At 72.3% G+C, this 21702-nt stretch carries 16 protein-coding genes; 9 read left to right on the top strand and 7 right to left on the bottom strand.

What is annotated here, in order from left to right:
- Nucleotides 1–10: 10 nt before the first annotated feature.
- A complete protein-coding gene (locus F4558_RS18910; protein WP_053657514.1) occupies nucleotides 11–1213 on the bottom strand; it encodes a hypothetical protein in 1203 nt (400 codons plus the stop codon).
- A gap of 338 nt (nucleotides 1214–1551) precedes the next feature.
- Here F4558_RS18910 and F4558_RS18905 point away from each other — a divergent pair, with 338 nt between their 5' ends.
- Both F4558_RS18905 and F4558_RS18900 read left to right on the top strand, forming a co-directional pair.
- Nucleotides 1552–3447 carry a DUF6311 domain-containing protein gene (locus F4558_RS18905; RefSeq protein ID WP_167947559.1) on the top strand — a complete coding sequence of 632 codons (1896 nt, stop codon included), beginning with the start codon at nucleotides 1552–1554 and terminating at the stop codon, nucleotides 3445–3447.
- Entirely contained in the window at nucleotides 3447–5264 is a 1818-nt protein-coding gene (locus F4558_RS18900) for a DUF6311 domain-containing protein (protein ID WP_053657410.1), read from the top strand. Before F4558_RS18905 ends, F4558_RS18900 begins: the two co-directional genes overlap by 1 nt.
- A 15-nt stretch (nucleotides 5265–5279) precedes the next feature.
- Here the strand turns inward: F4558_RS18900 and F4558_RS18895 are convergent, their stop codons facing one another.
- Nucleotides 5280–7169 (bottom strand): DUF6311 domain-containing protein, encoded by a 1890-nt coding sequence (locus F4558_RS18895; protein ID WP_053657408.1) that lies wholly within the window; start codon nucleotides 7167–7169, stop codon nucleotides 5280–5282.
- A 109-nt stretch (nucleotides 7170–7278) separates the two neighbouring features.
- Between F4558_RS18895 and F4558_RS18890 the strand changes: the two genes are divergently transcribed.
- From F4558_RS18890 to F4558_RS18860, 7 genes are all read left to right on the top strand, one after another.
- Complete coding sequence (locus F4558_RS18890) at nucleotides 7279–8553, top strand: outer membrane protein assembly factor BamB family protein (protein WP_167945344.1); 1275 nt, start codon at nucleotides 7279–7281, stop codon at nucleotides 8551–8553.
- Nucleotides 8550–9839, top strand: coding sequence for an outer membrane protein assembly factor BamB family protein (locus tag F4558_RS18885; RefSeq protein ID WP_053657404.1), 1290 nt, complete (start codon nucleotides 8550–8552; stop codon nucleotides 9837–9839). Before F4558_RS18890 ends, F4558_RS18885 begins: the two co-directional genes overlap by 4 nt.
- A 196-nt stretch (nucleotides 9840–10035) precedes the next feature.
- A complete protein-coding gene (locus F4558_RS18880; protein WP_053657402.1) occupies nucleotides 10036–11316 on the top strand; it encodes an outer membrane protein assembly factor BamB family protein in 1281 nt (426 codons plus the stop codon).
- A 124-nt stretch (nucleotides 11317–11440) separates the two neighbouring features.
- Complete coding sequence (locus F4558_RS18875) at nucleotides 11441–12109, top strand: response regulator transcription factor (RefSeq protein ID WP_053657400.1); 669 nt, start codon at nucleotides 11441–11443, stop codon at nucleotides 12107–12109.
- 46 nt (nucleotides 12110–12155) lie between these two features.
- Entirely contained in the window at nucleotides 12156–13331 is a 1176-nt protein-coding gene (locus F4558_RS18870; protein WP_053657398.1) for a sensor histidine kinase, read from the top strand.
- A gap of 245 nt (nucleotides 13332–13576) precedes the next feature.
- The gene (locus F4558_RS18865; RefSeq protein ID WP_053657396.1) at nucleotides 13577–13987 is read left to right on the top strand and encodes a VOC family protein; all 411 of its coding nucleotides are present in this window, start codon (nucleotides 13577–13579) and stop codon (nucleotides 13985–13987) included.
- A 200-nt stretch (nucleotides 13988–14187) separates the two neighbouring features.
- Nucleotides 14188–14697 carry a hypothetical protein gene (locus F4558_RS18860; RefSeq protein WP_053657395.1) on the top strand — a complete coding sequence of 170 codons (510 nt, stop codon included), beginning with the start codon at nucleotides 14188–14190 and terminating at the stop codon, nucleotides 14695–14697.
- A gap of 70 nt (nucleotides 14698–14767) precedes the next feature.
- Here F4558_RS18860 and F4558_RS18855 read toward each other — a convergent pair whose 3' ends face one another.
- The 5 genes from F4558_RS18855 to F4558_RS18835 all read right to left on the bottom strand — a co-directional run bounded on the left by F4558_RS18855 (nucleotide 14768) and on the right by F4558_RS18835 (nucleotide 21681).
- On the bottom strand, nucleotides 14768–15604 hold the full coding sequence (locus tag F4558_RS18855; protein ID WP_167945342.1) for a hypothetical protein: 837 nt from the start codon (nucleotides 15602–15604) through the stop codon (nucleotides 14768–14770).
- Between the two features lie 91 nt (nucleotides 15605–15695).
- Nucleotides 15696–16745, bottom strand: coding sequence for a hypothetical protein (locus F4558_RS18850; RefSeq protein WP_053657390.1), 1050 nt, complete (start codon nucleotides 16743–16745; stop codon nucleotides 15696–15698).
- Nucleotides 16746–16908: 163 nt separating this feature from the next.
- Nucleotides 16909–18969 carry a 3-hydroxyacyl-CoA dehydrogenase NAD-binding domain-containing protein gene (locus F4558_RS18845; RefSeq protein ID WP_167945340.1) on the bottom strand — a complete coding sequence of 687 codons (2061 nt, stop codon included), beginning with the start codon at nucleotides 18967–18969 and terminating at the stop codon, nucleotides 16909–16911.
- Entirely contained in the window at nucleotides 18966–20162 is a 1197-nt protein-coding gene (locus F4558_RS18840; RefSeq protein WP_053657386.1) for a thiolase family protein, read from the bottom strand. Before F4558_RS18840 ends, F4558_RS18845 begins: the two co-directional genes overlap by 4 nt.
- Before the next feature lie 199 nt (nucleotides 20163–20361).
- Nucleotides 20362–21681, bottom strand: a complete 1320-nt coding sequence (locus F4558_RS18835) for a ribonuclease D (RefSeq protein WP_053657384.1) — start codon at nucleotides 21679–21681, stop codon at nucleotides 20362–20364.
- Between the last annotated feature and the right edge of the window lie 21 nt (nucleotides 21682–21702).

Here is a 21702-nt window from a genome sequence, read left to right as displayed (position 1 = left end):
GGTGCGGGGCTTAGCGGGGGCGGCGGGGGCTTACTGAGCGGTAGTGGGTCTTGTCGGTGTTCGCCAGGCTGTAGGTCTGGGTGCGGGTCGGCTCGGGGATGACCACCAGGCCGGGGCGCTCCACCAGTTGGGGAGTTCCCGGCGGCACGGAGAGGGAGCTGTCCCGGGTGGCCCGCCAACTGAGCACCACGAGCGGCTGGCCGGGCATCGGCAGGTGGTACGTCTGCAACGGGGTGGCCCGGTCGGCGGGCGAGACCACCGGCGCGCTCCCGTCCGCCGGCCGGTAGACGACAGAGGTCATCGTGCCGGCGTCGGTGTCCCAACTGAGCTGCTGCAACTCGGCCGGCTCGCCGCCGCCGAGGGCCACCTCGCCGAGCGAGCGGACCGTGAGCTTCGCCATCGGCCAGGACGTCGGCACCGCACGAGGGGCGTCCCGGTCGCCGATCCGGCGCGGAATGCTGCCGAAGGGACCCCGCTCGCCGGCCAGCACGCAGGTGTCCAGGCCGGTCAGAGCCCGCCGGCCTGCGCCGGACTCGTCGCGTACCAGGGGATAGCGCGGATCGGTCGTGCCGGTGCCCAGGTCGAGCAGCCGGTCGGCGGCCCGCCCGCGCGGCAGCGACTCGGTGGCCCGCAGCGTCGCGGTCACCCCCACGGCGGTGCACGCCGGTACGTCGGCCGGGGCGCTGAGCCCGTCGGTGAGGGGCAGCGCACGGTCCTGCGGCCCGAGGAGTTGCTGCACCCGGGCGGAGACCAGGTAGCGCCGGCCGTCCGCAGTGTGCACCGGCAGCACGTCGGAGTAGACCAGGTAGCCCGGGTCGGTGTATTCGGTGGCGCGGGTCACCGCGTACCGGCCGCCGTCGCCGGCGAGTTGCAGCAGCCAGGACGCGCTCTCGCCGGGCACGTCGGCAGCCACCAGCGCGATCGGCGTGCCGTCGACCCGGCCGGAGAACAGGATGCCGGACGAGGGCAGGTGCGCCCGGTCGTCGATCGGTGAACGCCAGTCGCGGACCGCGTCGGTGATCGCCGACGTCGCCGCGGCGTCAGCGGCCAGGTCGCCCCGTGGCGGCCACACCTTCAGGGTGCCGTCGAGGCTGTCGTAGCCCACCCGCAGGTCGCGCGGTGCCCGGTCGGCCACCGGACCGCAGGCGGTGGCGGCCAACAGTGCTGTCAGCAGGACGGCGAGCGTCGTGCCGTGCTGGCGGCCTGGAGTCACCTGATCCCCGCCCCCGATCGCCTCGCCGTCGTCCACGACAAAGCGCCATAGTACGAGATGTCCGGTGCAGTGCTTTCGCTGGCCGGCGACTGATCCACCACAGTGGACGGATCCCTGGGCCTTTTAGTGCCGTTTCGTCGCTCCGGTAGACTCCGCCGACTGTGACGCCTGCCGAGTCCCGCGCCCTGTCCGCGCCGCACCCGGAGGCGGCAGTGGGTCCCGACGAGTCTGTGAGCCAGCACACCCGCCGCGCCTCCCCGACAACCACGGCCAGCAAGACCGCCACGGCGAGCAAGACCACCACGGCCAGCAAGACTCCCGTGGCCAGCACGACCCCTGTGGCCAGTGCTCCCGCTCCGGCCGCCGCCCCGTCCCGCACCGACACCGTCGAGCCCTCGCCGGCCGAAGCGCCGCCGGCCGACGTACCCGATGAGGCGGCTGCTGCGGATGACGCCGTGGCGGCGCCGGCCGGACCGCGCCAACGGTGGTGGACCCGCTGGACGCGCCGCCGTCAGCACCTGGCGGTGGGTGGGCTGTTCCTGCTCGCCGCGCTCTGGGTGACAAGCCGGATCTGGCTGGACCCGGCCGGACGGGTGGCCTCGCTCTACACCGGCGACCCGGCCCAGGTGCAGTTCTTCCTCGCCCACTCGGTGCGCGTGGTGCTGCACGGCGAGTACCCGTTCTTCACCGAGCAGTTCAACTACCCCGACGGCGTCAACCTGATGGCCAACACGGCGGTGCTGGCGCTGGGCATCCCGATGGTGCCGGTGACAGTGCTGTTCGGGCCCGCGGTGTCCTTCGTGGTGCTCGTGACGCTCGGCCTCGCCGGCACGGCCACTGCCTGGTATCTCGTGCTGTCCCGCCACGTCGTACGGACCCCGCTCGCGGCGGCGGCCGGCGGCTGGTTCTGCGGCTTCTCACCGGCGATGCTCTCGCACGCCAGTTGGCATCCGAACATCATCAGTCAGTTCCTGCTGCCGTTCATCGTGTGGCGGGTGCTGGTGCTCACCCGGTCCCGCCGGCCGGTGCGCGACGGGCTGTTGCTCGCGGTGCTCGTCACCGCGCAGGCGTTCATCAACGAGGAGATCCTGCTCTTCACGGCGATGGCCTGCGGGGTCTTCCTGCTCGCGGTGCTCGCCCAGGAGCCGGCCCGCTGGCGGGCGGCGTGGCGGCCCCTGGGCATCGGCGTCGCGGCGTGCACGCTGCTGGCCGGAGGGCTGCTGGCGTACCCCCTGTACGTGCAGTTCGCCGGGCCGATGGCGTACCACGGTCTCAGCGACGCGGTCCAGGACTACGGCAACGACATCGCCGCGTTCTTCGCCCCCGGTTCCCCCACGCTCGGCGGCAACCAGCGGGCAAACGCCAACCTGGCGCCGAACTACTCCGAGGAGAACGCCTTCTTCGGCTGGAGCCTGTCGCTGCTCGCCATCGCCATCGTGGTGTGGCTGCGCCGGGAGATGATCGTCCGGGCGCTCGCCGTGACCGGCGGTCTGTTCGCCGTGCTCTCCCTCGGTGAGCGGATCTCCTGGTGGGACCGGGAGCTGATCACCGGGCCGTGGCAGCTGCTGGTGCACCTGCCCCTGCTGGACGCTGTGGTGCCGACCCGGTTCGGCCTGATCACCACAGTGGTGGTCGGCCTGCTGCTCGCGCTGGCCGTCGAGCGGGCCTGGGCGCTGCGCTCGGTCGAGCGGCGTACGGTGCGCACGCTCACCGCCGCCGGCCTGGCGTTCGCGCTGCTGCCGATCGCACCGATGCCGCTGCGGATGGTCTCCCGACCGCCGGTGCCGGACTTCATCACCGCTGACCGCTGGCGGACGTACGTCGGCCCGGACCAGACGCTCGTGCCCATCCCGGTGCCCAGCATGGGCAACACGCACGGCATGCGCTGGGCGGCGGCCACCAACCTCGACTTCAAGATCCCGGGCGGCTACTTCCTGGCCCCCCGCAACGGCAACACCGGTGACCCGGGCCGGTTCGGCGGCCGGCCCAGCGGGGTGGGTCAACTGCTGGAGGAGGTGGCGACCACCGGTCGGGCTCCTAAGCTCGACGACAGGCAGCGTCGACGCTTCCAGGACGAGCTGCGGCACTGGCAGGCGGCGATCCTGGTGCTCCCGTTGCGCCAGCAGAACGTCGAGCCGCTGCGGCGTACCGTCGAGGAGCTTGTCGGCCCGGGCCGGCAGGAGCTGGACGTCTGGGTGTGGGATGTCCGGGCGCTGACGGACCGCTCGGTCTGATGGCCGCCGGAGCGCCGTCGTCGGTGACGACGGCGACGGCCGGATCGGCGTCCACACGCCGGCCCCGACCGGCGTGGCTGCCGGACGCGCTAGTGGTCGCCGGGTACGTCGGCCTGGCGCTGCTGCTGACCACCGGCCAGTGGGGCCACCCCGGGCGGCTGTTCCACCAGGCCGGCGACCAGGTCCTCTTCGAATGGATGCTGGCCCACGCGGCGCGTGTGGTCAGCGAGGGCGGGAACCCGCTCTACAGCACGGCGTTGAACGCACCGGACGGCGTCAACCTGATGGCGAACACGTCGGTGCTCGGCCTGGGTGTTCCGCTGGCGCCGGTCACGCTGCTGTTCGGCTCGCAGGTGGCGTTCTGCGTGGCTGTCGTCTGTTGCCTCGCCGGGACGGCCACGGCCTGGTACGCGCTGCTGCGCCGCCGCCTGGTCACCGCCCGGTCGGCGGCTGCGGTCGGTGGGCTGGTCTGCGGCTTCGCCCCCGGCATGATCGCCCAGGCGGGGGCACACCTGCACATGGCCGCCCAGTTCCTGGTGCCGGCGATCCTCGCCCTGGTGTTCCGCCCCGCCCCTCGACCCGGCGAGGCGTGGCAGCGCGCCGTGTGGCGACCCGGCGTCGGCCTGGGGCTGCTTGTCGTCTGGCAGGTGTTCATCGGGGAGGAGACGCTTGTCTTCCTGGCCCTCGCCGCCGGGGTGTTCGCGGTGGGCTACGCGCTCGCGGACCGGGCGGCGGCCCGGCGGCACGCCCCGACCCTGCTCGGCAGGCTCGGCGTGGCGGCCGTCGTGGCGGCGGTGCCGCTGGCGTACCCACTGTGGTTCCAGTTCCACGGCCCGCAGCACTACGACGGGATGGCCTTCGCCGCGCACGGCTTCCAGCTCGACGCGGCGTCGTTCACCGCCTCGGCCCGGCAGACAGTGTTCGGTGACAACTGGCTGCCGGGGCTGCTGTCGCCCAACCCGACCGAGGAGAACTCGTTCTTCGGCCCCGGGCTGCTGGTGCTCGCCGTGGTCATCGTGATCTGGCTGTGGCGACGGCCGTTGGTCCGCGCCCTTGCCGGGTGCGGTGTCGTCTTCGCCGTGCTCTCGCTCGGCACCGAGCTGCGGATCGACAGCACCGCCACCGGCATCCCCGGGCCGTACCGCCTGGTCGCCGGGCTGCCGCTGCTCGACCTCGCGGTGCCGGCCCGGTTCGCGCTGGTCTGCGTACCGGTGCTCGGCGTGCTTGTGGCGCTGTCGCTGGACCGGGTCCGAGCGGCGCACTGCCGGACGGACCCCGCGCCGGGCCTGCCGGTACGCCTGCTGTGGGGCGGCGCGGTGGTGGCCGCGTTGCTCCCGCTGGTGCCGACGCCGATCCGGGCGATCCCGGTGGCGCCCGTGCCGGCGTTCGTCGCCGACGGCAGGTGGCGGCCGCTGGTGCCTGCGGGCCGGACCGTGGTGGCGGTGCCCCCGGTCACCGGCGCCGCGCTGAGCCCGGTGATGCTGTGGTCCGCCCGCACCGGGCTGGCGTTCGACGCGCCGGGCGGCTACTTCATCGGCCCGAGTGGTCCGGACGACCCGGCGGCGCGCTGGGGTGCGCCGGACCGGCCCACCTCCGTGCTGCTGCGGCGGGTCGCGCAGACCGGCGCGGTGCCGGCGCTCACCGACGCCGACCGCCGCCAGGCCGTCGAGGACCTGCGGCACTGGCGGGCCGCGCTCGTCGTGCTCGGCCGGCTCCCGCACGACGAGCCGGTGCGCCGGACCGTCGAGGCGCTGCTCGGCCCCGGCCGTCAGGTCGACGGCGGGTGGGTCTGGGACGTCCGGGACCGGGTCGGCTGACCGTCGGGCAGCGCGTCAGCCCACGAGCGCGCGGACGTCCCACACCCAGACGTCGTCGACCCGCTGCGGTGGCCCGATCAGGGCGGTGACCAGCTCACGCAGCACCGCCTCACGCGGATGCGCTCCGAGCACCACCACCGACGCCCGCCAGAACCGCAGGTCCTCGACGGCCTGGCGGCGGTTCTCGTCGGTGATCGCCGGCACCGCACCAGCGTCCATCGTGGAGTAGATGAGAGTGCTGGTAGGCCGGTTCGGAGCGCCGAAGACACCTTCGCCCAGCTCGTTCGGGCCGATGAAGTAGCCGCCCGGGATGGGGAACTCGTGCCCGGTCAGCGCACTCCACCGCAGCGTCGACAGGCCGTGCACGTTGCTCGGGATCGGCACCGGCACGAGGGTCCGGCCCTCCGGCACGTAGGGGCGCCAGCCGCCGGCGGTGATGAAGTTCGGCGGCGGGTCCACCGGCTGTGCCGGCAGCGGCCGGGGAAAGAGCGGCAGCACGGCGAGCGCGACCGCCGCGTACCCCACCGGGCGCAGCCAGCGTCGACGCGACAGCGCGGGCGTGGACGACTCGTCGGACGCCGCCGGTTCGCCGGTGCGCTGGGCCGGCACCCCGGGCCGGTCGGCCACCGGACGCCCCTGCCGGGCCGCCGCGTCCCAGGTCAGCGCCAGCAGTACGCCCAACGCGGCGGCCACCACAAGCGCCAACCGGGTCGGCATCATCATCTCGACAAGCGGCAGGTCGTCCGACACGTACGACCACGGGCCGCGCACCGTGGTCTCGACGCCGTCGAAGCGCACCCACGGCCCGATCGAGGCCACCGTGAAGACCACGACCAGCACCGCGATGATCCGGGCGGCCAACGAGCGGCGCACCAGCAGCACGAGCGCCACCACCGACAGCAGCACCAGTGGCCACCCGAACCAGGTGTTCTGCTCGGTCAGCCCGATCGTCTTCTCCACCTCCGGGTTACCGGCCCAGGTGTCCCGGGCGAAGGTGACGAACGCGACCAGGTCCTCGCCCCAGCTGTGGAAGACGCCGCCCTGCAGGCCGCGGTAGGACTGCGGGCCGTTGAACTGGAACCAGATCGGGTACGCCGTCAGCAGCAGCGCCAGGCCACCGGCGACACCGAGCCCGCCCAGGAACGGACCTGCCGCGCGACGTGCCGCCGCCGGCCGCTGCACGGCGTACGCCAGCACGACGACCAGGCAGGCCAGCGCGGTGAGGAGCAGCATCTCCTCGTTGATGAAGATCTGGTACGCCACAAGCGCACCGAGCACCAGCCCGTTGCGCCGCCACCGGCCCGGCTCGCCCAGCCGCAGCACCCGCACCACGATCAGCGGCAACAGGAAGTTGGACACGAAGTTGGGCTGGCCGTTCGCGTGGTGGACGACACCCGGCGCGAAACCGAGGAACGCGCCACCCACGAAGGCAGCAGCCCGGGACTTCACCAGGTGCCGGGAGAGCATCCAGTACGCGGTGCCCGCGGTGGCCGCCAGGGCTCCGCCCAGGTAGAGGGCGTACGTGACCTGCGGGCCGAACAGCATTGTCAGCGGCGACAGCGGCAGTGTCACACCGAGCAGCGAGGTGTTGGCCATCATGTTCACCCCGTCCGGGGCGTTCTGACGGGCCGTGAACAGCGGGTTCTCCAGGTGCCGGACCGAGTAGGCGCCGTGGGCGAACAGCCACTCGAACCAACTGTGGTCGGTCGGCAGGTGCGAGGAGACCCGGCCGGTCACGTCACCCCAGTAGTTGAGGCAGACGAAGACACCCAGCAGCACATAGGCTCCGAGGGCCAACAGGTCGGTTCGGGCCGGGCGGCGTCGAGGCCGCCGTGTCGGCTCGACCTCGGCCGGGTCGGCGTCGGTCACGGGATTCAGCGAGGGGTCTACCACCGGCACAGCCACGACGCGCCATCGTACAGGCGCGGTTGCGTCGCATTTGCCGGGCCGGTACGGCAGCGGCCGGTTTGCCGGGGAACCTGGTAGGCCGCACCCCGCCACGGAGGGACGGTCGTTGTCGATCATCGAGCTGGGCGAGGTCCGGGACGAGCCGACATCGATACCGCCGCCCCGCCGGCCGCGCGCCGCCGGCCGACCGCTGCGCAGCACCGGCGTACTGCTGCTGACCCTGCTCGTGCTCGCAGGCGGGGCACCGGTGCCCCGCCGGGCGGTGACGTCGGTGCCGACCGTGCCGGACGCTTCGGCGTACCTCACCGATGACGGCGTCGTCGTGGTCGACCCGACCACACCTGACGGCGAGCGGTACCTCACGGCGTACACACTGCCCTCGGCGACCGGCGAGCAGAGCGTGCGGCGCCGGTGGCGGGTGCCGCTGGCACGAAGCGGTGACTACCTGGCCGTGTGGGCGGAGCGCGGGTTGCTGCTGGCCGTCGGGGCCAACACCGCCGAGGTGCTGGAGACCACAGCCTTCGACGTCGCCACGGGGCAGCGGCGCTGGCACCATCCGGGGCTCGTCCAGTGGACTGTCGACGGCGGCCTGCTTCTCGTGGACGACGCGGACGACGCGCCGGGCACGGTGAGCCGGGTGGCGCCCGACACCGGCCGGGTGCTCTGGTCGGTGCCCGTCCCACCCGGCAGCCCCGACTACCACGAGCGCGACGGCCGGGTCGACCAGGTAGTGGTCGTCCAGCCGACCGGCGAACTACAGGTGTACGACGCCGGCACCGGCACCCTGCTGCGGAGCGTCGACACGCTGCCCGGTGACCGGTCGGCGTTCCAGCGGGTGCAGGTCGTAGGCGACCTGGTGTTGCTCGTCCCGCCCGGCAGCACCCGGCTTGTCGCCTACAGCCTTCCCGACATCGCACCGATGTGGACGTCCCCGGTGCCACTGGTGGCCTGGTTGGTGGCCTGCGCGGATCTGCTCTGCGCGGGCCAGCAGACCGGCGGCCTGCAGGCCATCGACGCCACCACCGGCGGCGTCCGATGGGCCTATCCCGGTCCGGACATGCTTGCCGACGTCCGGCAGGACCGGATGTTGATGATGGGGCGCGACCAGCGGTACGCGGTACGCGACGCGACGAGCGGGCAGGAGCGGACGGATCTGGGCCAGTGGGGGCTGGTGAGCCGCCTGCGCAGGGACGACGACCTGATCGGCATACGGTCGACTGTCGACGGTCGGCTCGTGGTCGCCGAACTGGACCTGGCCGCCGGCCGGGCGCGGACCCTGGACATCCTGCCGGGGGTGGCCGGCGGGTGCCAGGCGGCGCTGCCGGTGCTGCTCTGTCGGCGCCTCGACGGCTCGACGGCGCTGTGGCGGTTACACAGGTGACCGGCCCGCTGATCGACCTCGGCGAGCTGCGGCACGGGCCGGACGACGACCGGCTGCCCCGCCCGCCACTGGACAAGGGGCGACCCCTGCGCTGCGCAGTGGTCCTGCTGCTTCTGCTTGTCAGCCTGGCCGGCGCGGGGCCGCACCCCCGGCGTGAGGTGTTGGCGCTGCCGGGCCGCCTCGGCGCCGACGCCCTGGTCACCAGTGACCTCTTCGTGCTCGTCGAGCCGCTCAGCGGGCCGTCGGCGCAGCGGCGGTTGACCGCCATCCGGCTGCCCGGCGGCGAGCCGGCCTGGCAGGCTTCGCTGCCTGCGGAGGGCCGCTACTGGGGCATCGCCCAGCAGGGCGACATGCTGCTGGCCACCGGGCACGAGACCGGCCCGGACCGGCGGGGAACGCTCACCGTGGCGCTGGATCGCCGGACCGGGGCGTACCGCTGGCAGCAGCCCGGCAGCCCCAGCCTGCTCGCCGACGGCAACCTGCTGCTGCACTCCGTCGGCGACGATGGGGGCACCCTACGGGCTCTCGACCCGTGCTGCGGCACCGTGCGCTGGCAGGTGCCCATCGTCGCGGGCGGCGAGTTCAGCTTCCGCGACGGCGAGCACGGCGTGGACCGGGTGGTGCTCAGCCACGCGAACGGACCCATCGAGGTCCTCGACGGGACCACAGGCGCCGTGCTGGCCCGCACCGAGCTGGCGGCGACCGTCAGCGGGGCGCACACGGGTGTGCAGATCGTGGACGACCTGCTGCTCACCTTCGGTGGGTCCCCGACGATGATCACCGCGTACGGGCTGGACGGGCTGGACCAGCGCTGGCGCACACCCGCCGACGAGGCGCTGTACGCGTCGGACTGCGGCACCGCCGTCTGCCTCCAGAACCGCTCCGGTGGGCTGCGGGTCGTCGACGCCGCGACCGGTCGGCGGCTCTGGGGCAGCGACCGCTGGGCGTGGGTCTGGCCGTCGGCCGGCCGGTTGCTGGCCACCACTGTGAGCAGCGCCGGGCCGGGTGCGGAGCAGCTCTCAGTGCTCGACCCGCAGACCGGCCGGATGCTCGCCGATCTGGGCCGCTGGGAGCTGGCCCAGTTCCCGTGGGGCGGCCCGACCATCGGCGTACGCAGGCATCCCGACGGCGGTCTGCTCGTCGCTGACCTGGACGTCCGGGCGGGAACTGTCCGGTTGCTGGACGTACTGCCGGACACGGCCGGCGAGTGCCAGGCGGTGGTCACCGGACAGCTGCTCTGCCGTAGGCAGGATGCCTCCTTCGCGCTGTGGCGGTTGCCCGTCTGACAAGCGGCGAGCCGATCGACGGGGGACGATGGTTGTCGGCCGGCGACAGATTGCCGGCGGTCGGCGGCGAGGAGGGCGGGATGCGGTTACCGGTGGAGGACCGGCTGCCCGGCGTCGCCGGTAGTTGCCAGGCGTCCCTTCTGGCCCTGCGCTGCCGGCGACCCGACGGCTCGGCCGCGTTCTGGCGGTCTCGGCCGTGACCGGTCCGGTGATCGACCTCGGCGAGTTGCGGCACGGTCCGGACCCGGACCTGTTGCCCCGCCCACCCCGTGCCAACGACCGGCGGCTGCGCTGCGCGCTGGTCCTGTTGCTCGTGTTGGTCACCGTCGCCGCCGGTGCCGCGCTACCGCCTCGCCGGACCGTGGTGACCCTGCCGGCTCGGCTCGGCGCCGACGCGCTTGTCGACGGCGACCTCTTCCTGATCGTCGAGCCGGCAAACACATCGACGCGGCAGGGGCGGCTGGCCGCGTACCGGCTGCCCGGCGGCGCACCGGCCTGGCAGGCGCCGTTGTCGGCCGAGGCCCGGTCCTGGCGTATCACGCCGCTGGCCCGGATGCTGCTGGTCACCGGCTACGAGATCGGGCCGGTGGGCCGGGACACGCTCACCGTGGCGCTGGACCGGGCGACCGGGGCGTTCCGGTGGCAGCAGCCGGGCAGGGCCATCGCGTCGGCTGACGGCAACCTGCTGCTGCATTCCGGCGGCCAGACCGAGGTGAGCAGCCTGCGTGCTGTCGATCCCTGCTGCGGCACCGTGCGCTGGCGGTTGCCGCCCACAAGTGCCCAGATCAGCTTCCGCGACACCGGGCACGGGGTGGACCGGGTGGTGCTCAACCCGGTGAACGCGCCGGTCGAGGTACGCGAGGCGAGCACCGGCGCCGTGCTGGCCAGTGCCAGCCTGCTCCCACCCAACGATGGACCGCTCGGGCTTGAGGTGATGGAAGACCTGCTGCTGGCCGTCGACAGAGGCTCGGCCACTGTCACCGCGTACGGGCTGGACGGGCTGGACCGGCGCTGGACACGTACGACCGGCCCGGTCGAGTTCGCGGCGGACTGTGGCCCCGTTCTGTGTATACGCACAGGTGGGGGTGAACTACTGGCGATCGACCCCGAGACCGGTGGGTTGCGTTGGCGTAGCGACCGCTGGTCGTGGGGCTGGCCGTACGACGGCAGGCTGATGGTGAGCGTCAGCGGTTCCGGTCCGATGGTGCAGTACCTCGTTGTCGATGCGCTGACCGGCGAGGAGCTGGCCGACCTGGGTCGATGGGAGCTGTACCAGGTCGACGACGCCCGCCGGATGGTCGGTTTACGTGGGCATCCCGACGGCGGGCTGCTCGTCGGAGAGTTGGACGCCCGCGCCGGGGAGGTACGGGTCCTGGACGTCCTGCCGCACGCCACAGGGGAATGTCAGGCCATCACGGATCACGTGCTGTGCGCGATCGCGAACAGCTCGTACCAGTTGTGGAACCTGCCCGACTGATCACCGGTTGCCCGGGTGGGCGAGCAGCCCGTACCGCCGCAACGGTGACCGACGCGGGCGTCGAGGGACGATGGTTTGCCGGCCGGCACTAGGTTGTCGGTGGTCAGCAGCGAGGAGGCCGGGTATGCGGGTACTGGTGGTGGAGGACGAGCGCAACCTCGCCGACGCGATCGCGCGCGGGTTGCGCAAGCGGGGCATGGCGGTCGACGTGGCGTACGACGGTGACGCCGGCCAGGAGGCGGCGTTCGTGACCCGGTACGACGTGGTCGTGCTCGACCGCGACCTGCCCGGCGTGCACGGCGACCAGATCTGCGCCGAGCTGGCCGCCTCCGGCGCGCTGACCCGGGTGCTGATGCTGACGGCGAGCGGCACGGTGGCCGACCGGGTGGAGGGGTTGCAGCTCGGCGCGGACGACTACCTGCCGAAACCGTTCGCCTTCGACGAGCTGGTCGCCCGGGTGCAGGCGCTCGGCCGGCGGGCCACCCCCGCCGCGCCGCCGGTGCTCGAACTCGCCGACCTCGTGCTCGACCCGGCCCGCCGGGTCGCCACCCGGGCCGGCGTGCCGATCGACCTGACGAACAAGGAGTTCGGGGTGCTCAGCGAGCTGCTCAAGGCGCGCGGCGCGGTGGTCTCCAGCGAGGAGCTGCTGGAGCGGGTCTGGGACGCCAACACCGACCCGTTCACCACAATCGTCCGGGTCACTGTGATGACGCTGCGCAAGAAGCTCGGCGATCCGCCGCTCATCGAGACGGTCGTGGGCGCGGGTTACCGCACCTCGGAGGTGGGCGTGTGAGCGCGACGGGCGAGCCGGGTCCGCGGTCGCGGACCGAGGTCGTACGGTGAGTCGCCGGTTGCGGCCCACACTTCGGTTGCGGCTGACACTGCTCAACGGCGTGCTGCTTGTCGGCGCGGGCGCGATCCTGGTGCTGCTGGCCTGGCTGCTGGTCCGCGACGCGCTGCGACCCACCGACGAACTGCTGCCCGGCACGACTGTGCTGCTCTCCGACGGTCGGTCGATGGACGCCGCCCAGTGGCAGCGTCAACTTGTCGACGCCGCCTCGGGAGAACTGCTGGCCAAGGGCCTCGTCGCGCTGTTGGCGATCAGCGTCGTCGGGGTGGCCGGTGCGTACGCGGTGGCCGGCCGGGCTCTGCGCCCGCTGCACCAGGTCACCGCTACCGCGCAGCGGCTCGGCGAGGCCACCCTGGACCAGCGGATCGGCTACTCGGGTGCCGACGACGAGGTGGCCGAGCTGGCCAAGACCTTCGACGCCATGCTGGACCGGATCGCGTCGGCGTTCGAGGCGCAGAAGCGATTCGTGGCGAACGCCTCGCACGAGCTGCGTACCCCGCTTGCCGTCATGCGGACCGAGATCGACGTGACGCTCAGCGACGACGACGCGGACACCGCCGAATACCGCCGGATGGCGACAGTGGTGCGCGACGCCTCCGAGCGGGCCAACGGCCTTGTCGACGCGCTGCTGGTGCTGGCGCGCAGCGAGGCACAGGCCGGGCGGCGGCTCGGCCGACGCACCGAATGCGACCTCGCCACGGGCACCGCCAACGCGTTGTCCGCGGTGCGCCGTGAGGTGGAGCGGATCGGCCTGCGCGTGCAGACGTCGCTGGAGCCCGCGCCAGTGGTCGGAGACCCAGGGCTGCTCGACCGGCTCGCCGGCAACCTCATCGAGAACGCCGTCCGCTACAACCATCTGCACGGCCGGCTCTGGGTGCGTACCGGCACCGACGGCCAGCGCTCCTGGCTGGTGGTGGGCAACACCGGGTTCGAGGTGGACCAGGCCGACGTGCCGGGGCTGTTCGAGCCGTTCCGGCGCGGTGGGCGGGAACGCACCGGCGCGCGCGGCTCGGGTCTGGGACTGTCGATCGTGCGGGCGGTCTGCCAGGCGCACGGAGGCACCGTCAAGGTGATCGCCCAGCCCGGCGGCGGCCTGGAGGTGACGGTCACCCTCCCGACGGCGGACGCGCCTTCGGTGCCCTGCCCGGCACCCGGCGCTGGCTGAGCGGGGTTGCGCGGGGCGCGCGGCCGGTGCAAAGATCGCCGGGTCAGCTCGGATGCGAAGGGGGGTGCGTCGATGTCAACGAATGTCTGCTCCGCGCCCCGGGTCCGCGTCGGCTGAGGTCCCGGAGGCGGAGCGTCCCGCACTGGTCGGGCGCTGACCGCCCGTCCACACGGGGAAACCGGTTTCTGCGTGCTGCGCCGCGCCCGGAAACGGTGCCGCGCCACGCTCCACCATGGAGGACCACAGTGAGTTCGACGATCCACAACATCAGCATCGACTGTCGCGACACGTACGCCCTTGCCGGCTTCTGGTCGCAGGTCTTCGACTGCCCCCGGCAGCCGGACGACTTCCCCGGTGACCCGGAGGCGATGCTCCTGCCGCCGGGAGGCCCGGTGGTGCTGTTTCTCGCCGTACCCGAGGGCAAGACGGTGAAGAACCGGCTGCACCTTGACCTGCAACCCGCCGACCGGACCCGCGCCGAGGAGGTCGAGCGGCTGCTCGGCATCGGCGCGACGCTCGTCGACGACCAGACCCGGCCCGACGGCGCTGGGTGGGTGGTGCTCGCCGACCCGGAGGGCAACGAGTTCTGCGTGCTGCGCAGCGCGGCCGAACGGGCTGCGACATCAGCCGCACCGGGTGACACCGACACGGCATAGGCGCCGGCGGTACGGCCGCCTCGAACAGTCAAGATCCGCGCAACTACGCAGATGATGCCGCCTCCGGCTCGCTGGAGGCAGCAGCTTCGGTGAAGGTGCGCGGATCTTGCACTTCCACTCATGATCGGCAGGGGCAGCGGGATGGACTGCGGCGGTGTTAGATGAGCGGCCGTAACAGCCAGAGGAGAGGTGGGCGCCAGATGAACATCACGGGGACCGAGCAGGTGCAGGGGTACCTCACGGCGACCGGTGAACGGCTTCGGGCCGACGGCTGCGAGGTGCGGACCGAAGACTGGGGCGGCGTGGCGGTGCTGATCGGCTACCGGGCCGACTTCAAGCTGCAGTGGATGGCGACCAAACTGCACCTGTTCACGATCGCCGCGCCGGCGACGCTCGTCACTGCGGACGCCCTGCAAACGTTCACCGCCACGGCGACCGACTACGTGCTGGCCCGCAAGGGGCAGCTACGCGGCCTCCAGAACGGCGTGGCGGTGTTCCCCGCGCTGGTCGGTACCCAGATCGAGCCGGCCGCCTCGGAGTGGGCGCAGGAAGGGCAGCGCGTGAAGTTCGCGGCGGTAGCCCGACCGGTGACTGTGGATGTCGGCACCGGTACGGCAAGCGCCTACCGCGGTAATCCGATGCTCGGCTTCGTCTACGCGGCCCACCTGCGGAGCAAGCTGAACGCGTACTTCCCGGCGGTCCGGCACTGAGCCGTGCGTGCCGCACGGCACGGGGCCTCGGCTATCCCCGGGCGGCCGAGGCCCCGGTCATCGTCACGGCTCACGAACGCTGTTCGATCTGACCACGGATGCCGACGAACTCGGCGATCACCTGTTCGGCGGACCTGTAGTACATGAGCACCAGGCCCACGCTGCCCTCGTCCGCCCAGAGGCACACACCGATCGGTACGCCGTTGGTCCGGCCGTTGCCGCAGCGAGCGTCGCCGCCGAGCGGGCCGGGCTCGGTCGCCGTCAAGCCGGTGAGGGCCAGTTGGGGCAGCCAGCTCACCGCGTCGTCCAGTTTCCTCTGCGGGTCGGCCACCACCCCGGAGACAGCGGCGACCTGGATGAAATCCCGCAGGATCGGTTCGCCGTAGAATTCGCCGACCGCGCCTGTCTCGTTCTGCACCGACGGCCTGATCGAGTTGAGCGTCGCGTCGACGACGTTCCGCAGGTCCGGTTCGGTGTACCTCGGTCGTCCGGCGAGGGTGTCGGGCGCGACCACCTTGGTCCTGCTGGCCTCGACGACGTCGCCCGCGCCGTCCTTGACCACGAACCAGGTGACCGCCGCCCCGCCGAGGCAGAGCACCAGCACCGCCGCCAGCGCGATCACCGCGATCGTGCCGACGTTCGACTTCTTCGGCGGCGGGCCGACGGCCAGGTTCGGGTGGCCGTACGGCTGACCGGGCTGTGCAGGCCCGGAGCCCGGCTGCGCGGGCCCGAAGCCCTGCTGCTGCGGCGGTGGCCAGCCAGCGGGCTGCTGCGGCGGCTGGTACTGCGGCCCCGGCTGCTGCGGCGGCCCCGGCTGCTGCGGCGGCCCCGGCTGGTACTGCGGTCCCTGCGGCTGCGGCGGGGGATCGTGCGGCGGGCCGAAGGGGCTGGCCGGCGGCTGGGACATCAGTCAACTCCAGGATCGGACGGCGAGGACTCGAGCACGGCGTCGGTGGTGCCGTGTTTCGGGCAGGTTCGCCCACGCGCTGCCGTGGTGGTCAGGACTGCTGCTCGATCTCCCCCCGGATGGTGACGAACTCCGCCGCCGAGGCGGCCGCGGACGAGAAGAACATCACGATGATCCCGACGCTGCCGTGGTCGGCCCAGGCGCAGACACCCAACGACACCTCCGCGGACTTGCCGTCGCCGCACTTGGCCACCCCACCCAGTGGCCCTGGGGCGATGGTGGTCATCCCCGTCACGGCCATGCCCTTGGACATCGACCGCACCGTGTCGTCGAGCTCTTTCGTGGGGTTGAGCACGAACGTGGAGGCAGCGATCACCATGACCATGTTCCGGTCGCTGGGGCTGCCGTAGAAGGCGCCGACGACATCGTTCTCGCCGCGCACCGAGCCTCTCAGCTCTTGGACCATGTCCTCCGCCAGCTTCTTCAGCGTCGCGTCCGTGCTCTTCGGGCGCCCCGCGAGAGTCTCCGGTGTGACGACCCGGATCTGGGCAGCGGGACTGGACCCCGGCGACGGAGTGGCGGACGAGGAGGCGGTGGCGCTCGGCGTGGTGGCCGGCCCTGTGGTGGGGGCAGCGGTCGGGGTGGGTTTCGGGTCGGCACTCTGATCCCGCTCGTAGGCCACGTAGGCGACTCCGCCCCCGCCGAGGCAGAGCACCAGCAGCCCGACGATGCCCAGGATCAGGATCAGCTGCCGTGACTGCCCCTGTCCGCCGCCGGGATGGGGCGGCGGGTAGCCGGCGTACTGGCCGGCCGGATAGCCGGTCTGCGGCGTGCCGGGATATCCGACGTGCGCTGGGGTGGAGTACGGCGGGGTCGAATGCGGTGAGGTGGAGTACGGCGGGGTCGAGTGCGGCGGCGTGGAGTACGGCGGGGCGGGATAGGGCTGTGTGGGATACGGCTGCTGGGCCGCCGGTGGCGGAGCGGGCTGCGGCGCGCCGTGCCACTGGCCGTCGTACGGCGGCTGCGGCGCCCAACCCTCGGCGGGCGGCTGCTGGTAGCCCTCTGGGCGCGGCGGGTGGAAGTCGTAGCGCGCGTCGGGCTCCGTCTGCCCGGACCAGGGATCGACCGGCGGTGAGGACATTGATCAGCTCCAGGCGAGGGTGCGAACGGGTGATCGTAGCCAGCCACCAGAGGGTCCCACTGTCCCGACCCGACCGGAATCAGGCACAACGACATTCGCGGTGGCTGCCTCCATCCAAGCTGGACGGGGCAACCACCGCGAACGCAGGGTCGGTGTGCGTGGCTCAGGCGGGCAGGCTCGCCGCCCCGCGCGGCAGGAACCGCTGGCCGGTGACCCGCTCGCTGGTGCCGGTCCGGTCAAGGTACGGCGTGACGCCGCCCAGGTGGAACGGCCAGCCGGCACCGAGGATCATGCACAGGTCGATGTCCTGCGCCTCGGCGACGACACCCTCGTCCAGCATGAGCCGGATCTCCTGCGCGAGCGCGTCGAGCGCGTTCTGGCGGACCTGCTCGGCCGTCAGCGGCTGGTCGCCGACCACGAGCAGCTTCGCGACCTCGTCGTTGATCTGGTCGTCGACAACGATCGGCTGGCCGGAGTCGGCGATGCGCTTGAGGTTCTCGCTGACACCGAACCGGTCCGGGTACGCCTCGTGCAGTGTCCCGCCCACGTGGTACGCCACGGCAGGGCCGACCAGTTGGAGCAGGGCGAGCGGGCGCATCGGCAGGCCCAGTGGGTCCAGTGCACTGTTCGCCACGTCCAGCGGAGTGCCCTGGTCGACAGCGGCGAAGACGGTGCCCAGGAAGCGGGTCAGCAGCCGGTTGACAACGAACGCCGGGGCGTCCTTGACCAGCACGGAGGACTTCTTGAGCTGCTTGCTCACCGCGAACGCCGTCGCCAGGGTGGCGTCGTCGGTGCGCTCGCCCCGGACGATCTCCAGCAGCGGCAGCACCGCCACCGGGTTGAAGAAGTGGAAGCCGACCACCCGCTCCGGGTGCTCCAGCTCCGCGGCCATCTCGGTGATCGACAGCGAACTGGTGTTGGTGGCGAGCACCGCCTCCGGGGAGACGATCTTCTCCAGCTCGGCCCAGACCTGCTTCTTGACGCCCAGGTCCTCGAAGACCGCCTCGATGACGAAGTCGGCGTCGGCGAAGGCGCTCTTGTCGACTGTGCCGCTGACCAGGCCGTACAGCTTGGCGGCGGTGCCCTTGTCCATCCGGCCCTTGCTGACGGCCTTCTCGATCTGGGTGTGCACGTACCCGACGCCCTTGTCCACACGGGACTGGTCCAGGTCGGTCATCACGACCGGCACCTGGAGGCGGCGGGCGAACAGCAGCGCCAACTGGCTGGCCATCAGGCCCGCGCCGACGATGCCGACCTTGGTGACAGTGCGGGCCAGGCCCTTGTCCGGTGCGCCAGCGGGCCGCTTGGCCCGCCGCTGCACAAGGTCGAAGGCGTACAGGCCGCTGCGCAGCTCCTCGGAGAAGACAAGGTCCGCGAGGGCCTCGTCCTCGGCGGCGGTGCCGGCGGCGAAGTCGCCGTCCTTGGCCGTCTCCAGCAGGTCGAGCGCCTTGTACGCGGCCGGGACCGCGCCGTGCAGCCGCTGGTTCAGCGTCTCCCGGGCGAAGTAGAGCACGCCCCCCCACATGTCCTTGTCGACCTCGGGGCGGGTCACAGTGACCTGACCCCGGACGACGCCGGCGGCCCACTCCAGGGACCGCTCCAGGAAGTCGGCCGGCTCCAGCAGTACGTCCGCGATGCCCATCTCGGCGGCCTGCTTCGGCTTGAGCATCTTGTTCTGCATCAGCGGGTTCTGGATGATCACCTGGGTGGCGGCCGGGATGCCGATGAGGTTCGGCAGCAGCTGGGTGCCGCCCCAGCCCGGGACCAGGCCGAGGGAGACCTCGGGCAGGGCCAGCGCAGCCGCGCCACCGGACAGCGTCCGGTAGTGACAGTGCAGCGCCAGCTCCAGCCCGCCGCCCATCGCCGCGCCGTTGACGAACGCGAACGTGGGCACGGGGCTGTCCTTGAGCCGGGCGAAGACCCGGTGGCCGAGCCGGCCGATCTCCAGCGCCTGCGCGCGGTCGGCGAGCTGCGGCAGGCCGACGATGTCCGCGCCCACGCAGAAGATGTACGGCTTGCCGGTGACCGCGATGAACGCCGGATCGGCGGCCAGCGCAGCGGTGATCGCCTCGTCCAGGCTGGTCAGACCGGCCGGGCCGAAGGTGTTCGGCTTGGTGTGGTCGAAGCCGTTGTCGAGCGTGATCAGGGCGGCGGGTCGGTCCAGCCCCGGTACGGTCACCTGACGCAGCAGCGCCTTGGTGACTACCTCGTTGGGTGCCTTCACTTGTTGCCCTCCGTCCAGTGCGGGTTCTCCCAGATGACCGTGCCGCCCATGCCGATGCCGATGCACATGGCGGTCACGCCGTAACGGACCTCGGGGTGCTCGGCGAACTGGCGGGCCAGTTGGGTCATCAGCCGTACGCCGGACGAGGCGAGGGGGTGGCCGATGGCGATCGCGCCGCCCCACGGGTTGACCCGGGGGTCGTCGTCGGCGATGCCGAAGTGGTCGAGGAAGGCGAGCACCTGCACGGCGAACGCCTCGTTCAGCTCGAACAGGCCGATGTCGTCGATGCTCAGGCCGGCGATGCGCAGCGCCTTCTCGGTCGAGGGGATCGGGCCGACGCCCATCACCTCCGGCTCCACGCCGACGAAGCCGAACGACACGAGCCGCATGGCGACGGGCAGGCCCAGCTCGCGGGCGGTGGCCTCGTCGGCGATCAGGCTCGCGGTGGCGCCGTCGTTCAGGCCGGCCGCGTTACCCGCGGTGACCTTGCCGTGCGGGCGGAACGGCGTCTTCAGCGTGGCCAGCTTCTCCAGGGAGGTGTCCCGGGGAGCCTCGTCGGCGGTGGCCAGACCCCAGCCACCCTCGGCGTCGCGGATGGCCACCGGCACCAGGTCGTCCTGGAGCTTGCCGTTGGCGTACGCCTTCGCGGTCTTCTGCTGGGAGGCGAGCGCGAACGCGTCGGTGCGGGCCTTGGTGATGTGCGGGACCCGGTCGTGCAGGTTCTCGGCGGTGGCGCCCATGACCAGTGCGGACGGGTCGACAAGCTTCTCCGCGACGATCCGCGGGTTGGGGTCGACGCCCTCACCCATCGGGTGGCGGCCCATGTGCTCGACGCCGCCTGCGATGGCGATGTCGTACGCGCCCATGGCGATGCCACCGGCGACGGTGGTCACCGCGGTCATGGCGCCGGCGCACATCCGGTCGATGGCGAAGCCGGGAACGGTCTTGGGCAGCCCGGACAGCAGCGCGGCGGTGCGGCCGATGGTGAGGCCCTGGTCACCGATCTGGGTGGTGGCCGCGATGGCGACCTCCTCGACCCGCTCCGGCGGCAGCTGCGGGTTACGGCGCAGCAGTTCCCGGATACAGCGGATCACCAGGTCGTCGGCGCGGGTGTTGGCGTACATGCCACCCGCCTTGCCGAACGGGGTACGGACGCCGTCGACGAAGACGACATCTCGGACTTCACGGGGCACTTGAGCCTCCTATTCGACCATGTTCCGGCCTTGGCGCCGGCAGGCAGCACTCGGAACGAAGCAGGGTCGCCGACACGGGCACGTTTCCCCCGAATGCTACTCGTCAGTAACCAGCTCGTCCGCACGCCCCGCTGTGGCCCACCCCACACCGCCGGGCGTCGGGAAGCGGCACACCAGGGATGGGGCGGCACGCCAGCGATCAGGTCGAGGGGGACAGGGCCGCGGTCAGCTCAGCGGTCAGCAGGCCGATCTGCCACTCGCGGGCGTTGAAGCCACGCAGCGTGTCCGCCACCGTCTCCTCGGTGAGCTCCTCCGGCGGGGTCCACGCCAGCCGGCGTACCGAATCGGGGGTGATCAGATTCTCCGGGGGCAGGTTGTGCTCGCCCGCGATGCGGACCACCACCTCCCGGCAGCGGGCCAACCGGCCCGCCGCCACCGGGTCCCGTTCGGCCCACCGGTGCGGCGGAGGTGGACCCTCCACAGCAGGGGTGACCGGAAGCGCGTCGTCGGGCAGTTGACGGGCGTCGTCGAGCGCGGCCAGCCACGTGCGGGCCAGCCGGCGAACCGACCGGCCACCGAAGCCCGGCAGCGTCAACAGCGTCTTCTCGTCCTTCGGGTCCAACTCGGCGGCGGCGACGATCGCCGAGTCCGGCAGCACCCGACCGGGCGCGGCATCCCGCCGGGAAGCGATCTGGTCCCGGGCGTACCACAACGAGCGCACCCGGGCCTGAGCCCGCGCCCCCCGCACCCGGTGGATGCCGGACGTGCGTCGCCAGGGCTCCGCGCGGACCCGGGGCGGTTTGGCGCCGGTCCGCACCAGCGCGGCGAACTCCTCGGCGGCCCAGGCCGACTTCCCCTGCCGGGTCAACTCGGCGTCGAGCGCGTCCCGCAGATCGGTGAGCAGCTCCACGTCGAGGGCCGCGTAGGTCAACCACGACTCGGGCAGCGGACGACTTGACCAATCGGCTGCCGAGTGATGCTTCTCAAGGGTGAATCCGAGTAGCTGCTCGGTCAGCGCGGCCAAGCCGACCCGCTCGAACCCGGCCAGCCGAGCGGCCAGTTCCGTGTCGAAGAGCCGGCGCGGACGCAAACCGACCTCGGCCAGGCACGGCAGATCCTGACTCGCGGCATGCAGCACCCACTCGGCCTCGCCGATCACCGCGTCCAGCGTGCTGAGATCGGGCAGCGGAAGCGGGTCGATAAGCGCCGTGCCGGCACCCGCGCGGCGCAGCTGCACCAGGTAGGCGCGCTGGCTGTAGCGGTAGCCGGAGGCGCGTTCGGCGTCCAGGGCAACCGGGCCGGTGCCCGCCGCGAAGCGGGCCACGACCTCGGCAAGCTCCGCCGGGGCGGCCACCGGGTCGGGGGTGCCGTCACGCGGGGCGATCAGCGGAACTGGCCCACCGTCGGTCGGGTCGGGCCCCTCGCCTGCCTGCTGCGGCTGGGCCGACGGCGGGTGGTGGGGTGCGTGTCCCGGGAGTTCTTCGGTGGGCCGACGGCGCAGGGGTGGTTCGTCGGTCACCTGCCAACCCTAGTGCGCGCG

The sequence above is a fragment of the Micromonospora profundi genome (assembly GCF_011927785.1).
Taxonomy (GTDB): Bacteria; Actinomycetota; Actinomycetes; order Mycobacteriales; family Micromonosporaceae; genus Micromonospora; species Micromonospora profundi.
This window is presented reverse-complemented; position numbering and strand designations above follow the sequence as displayed.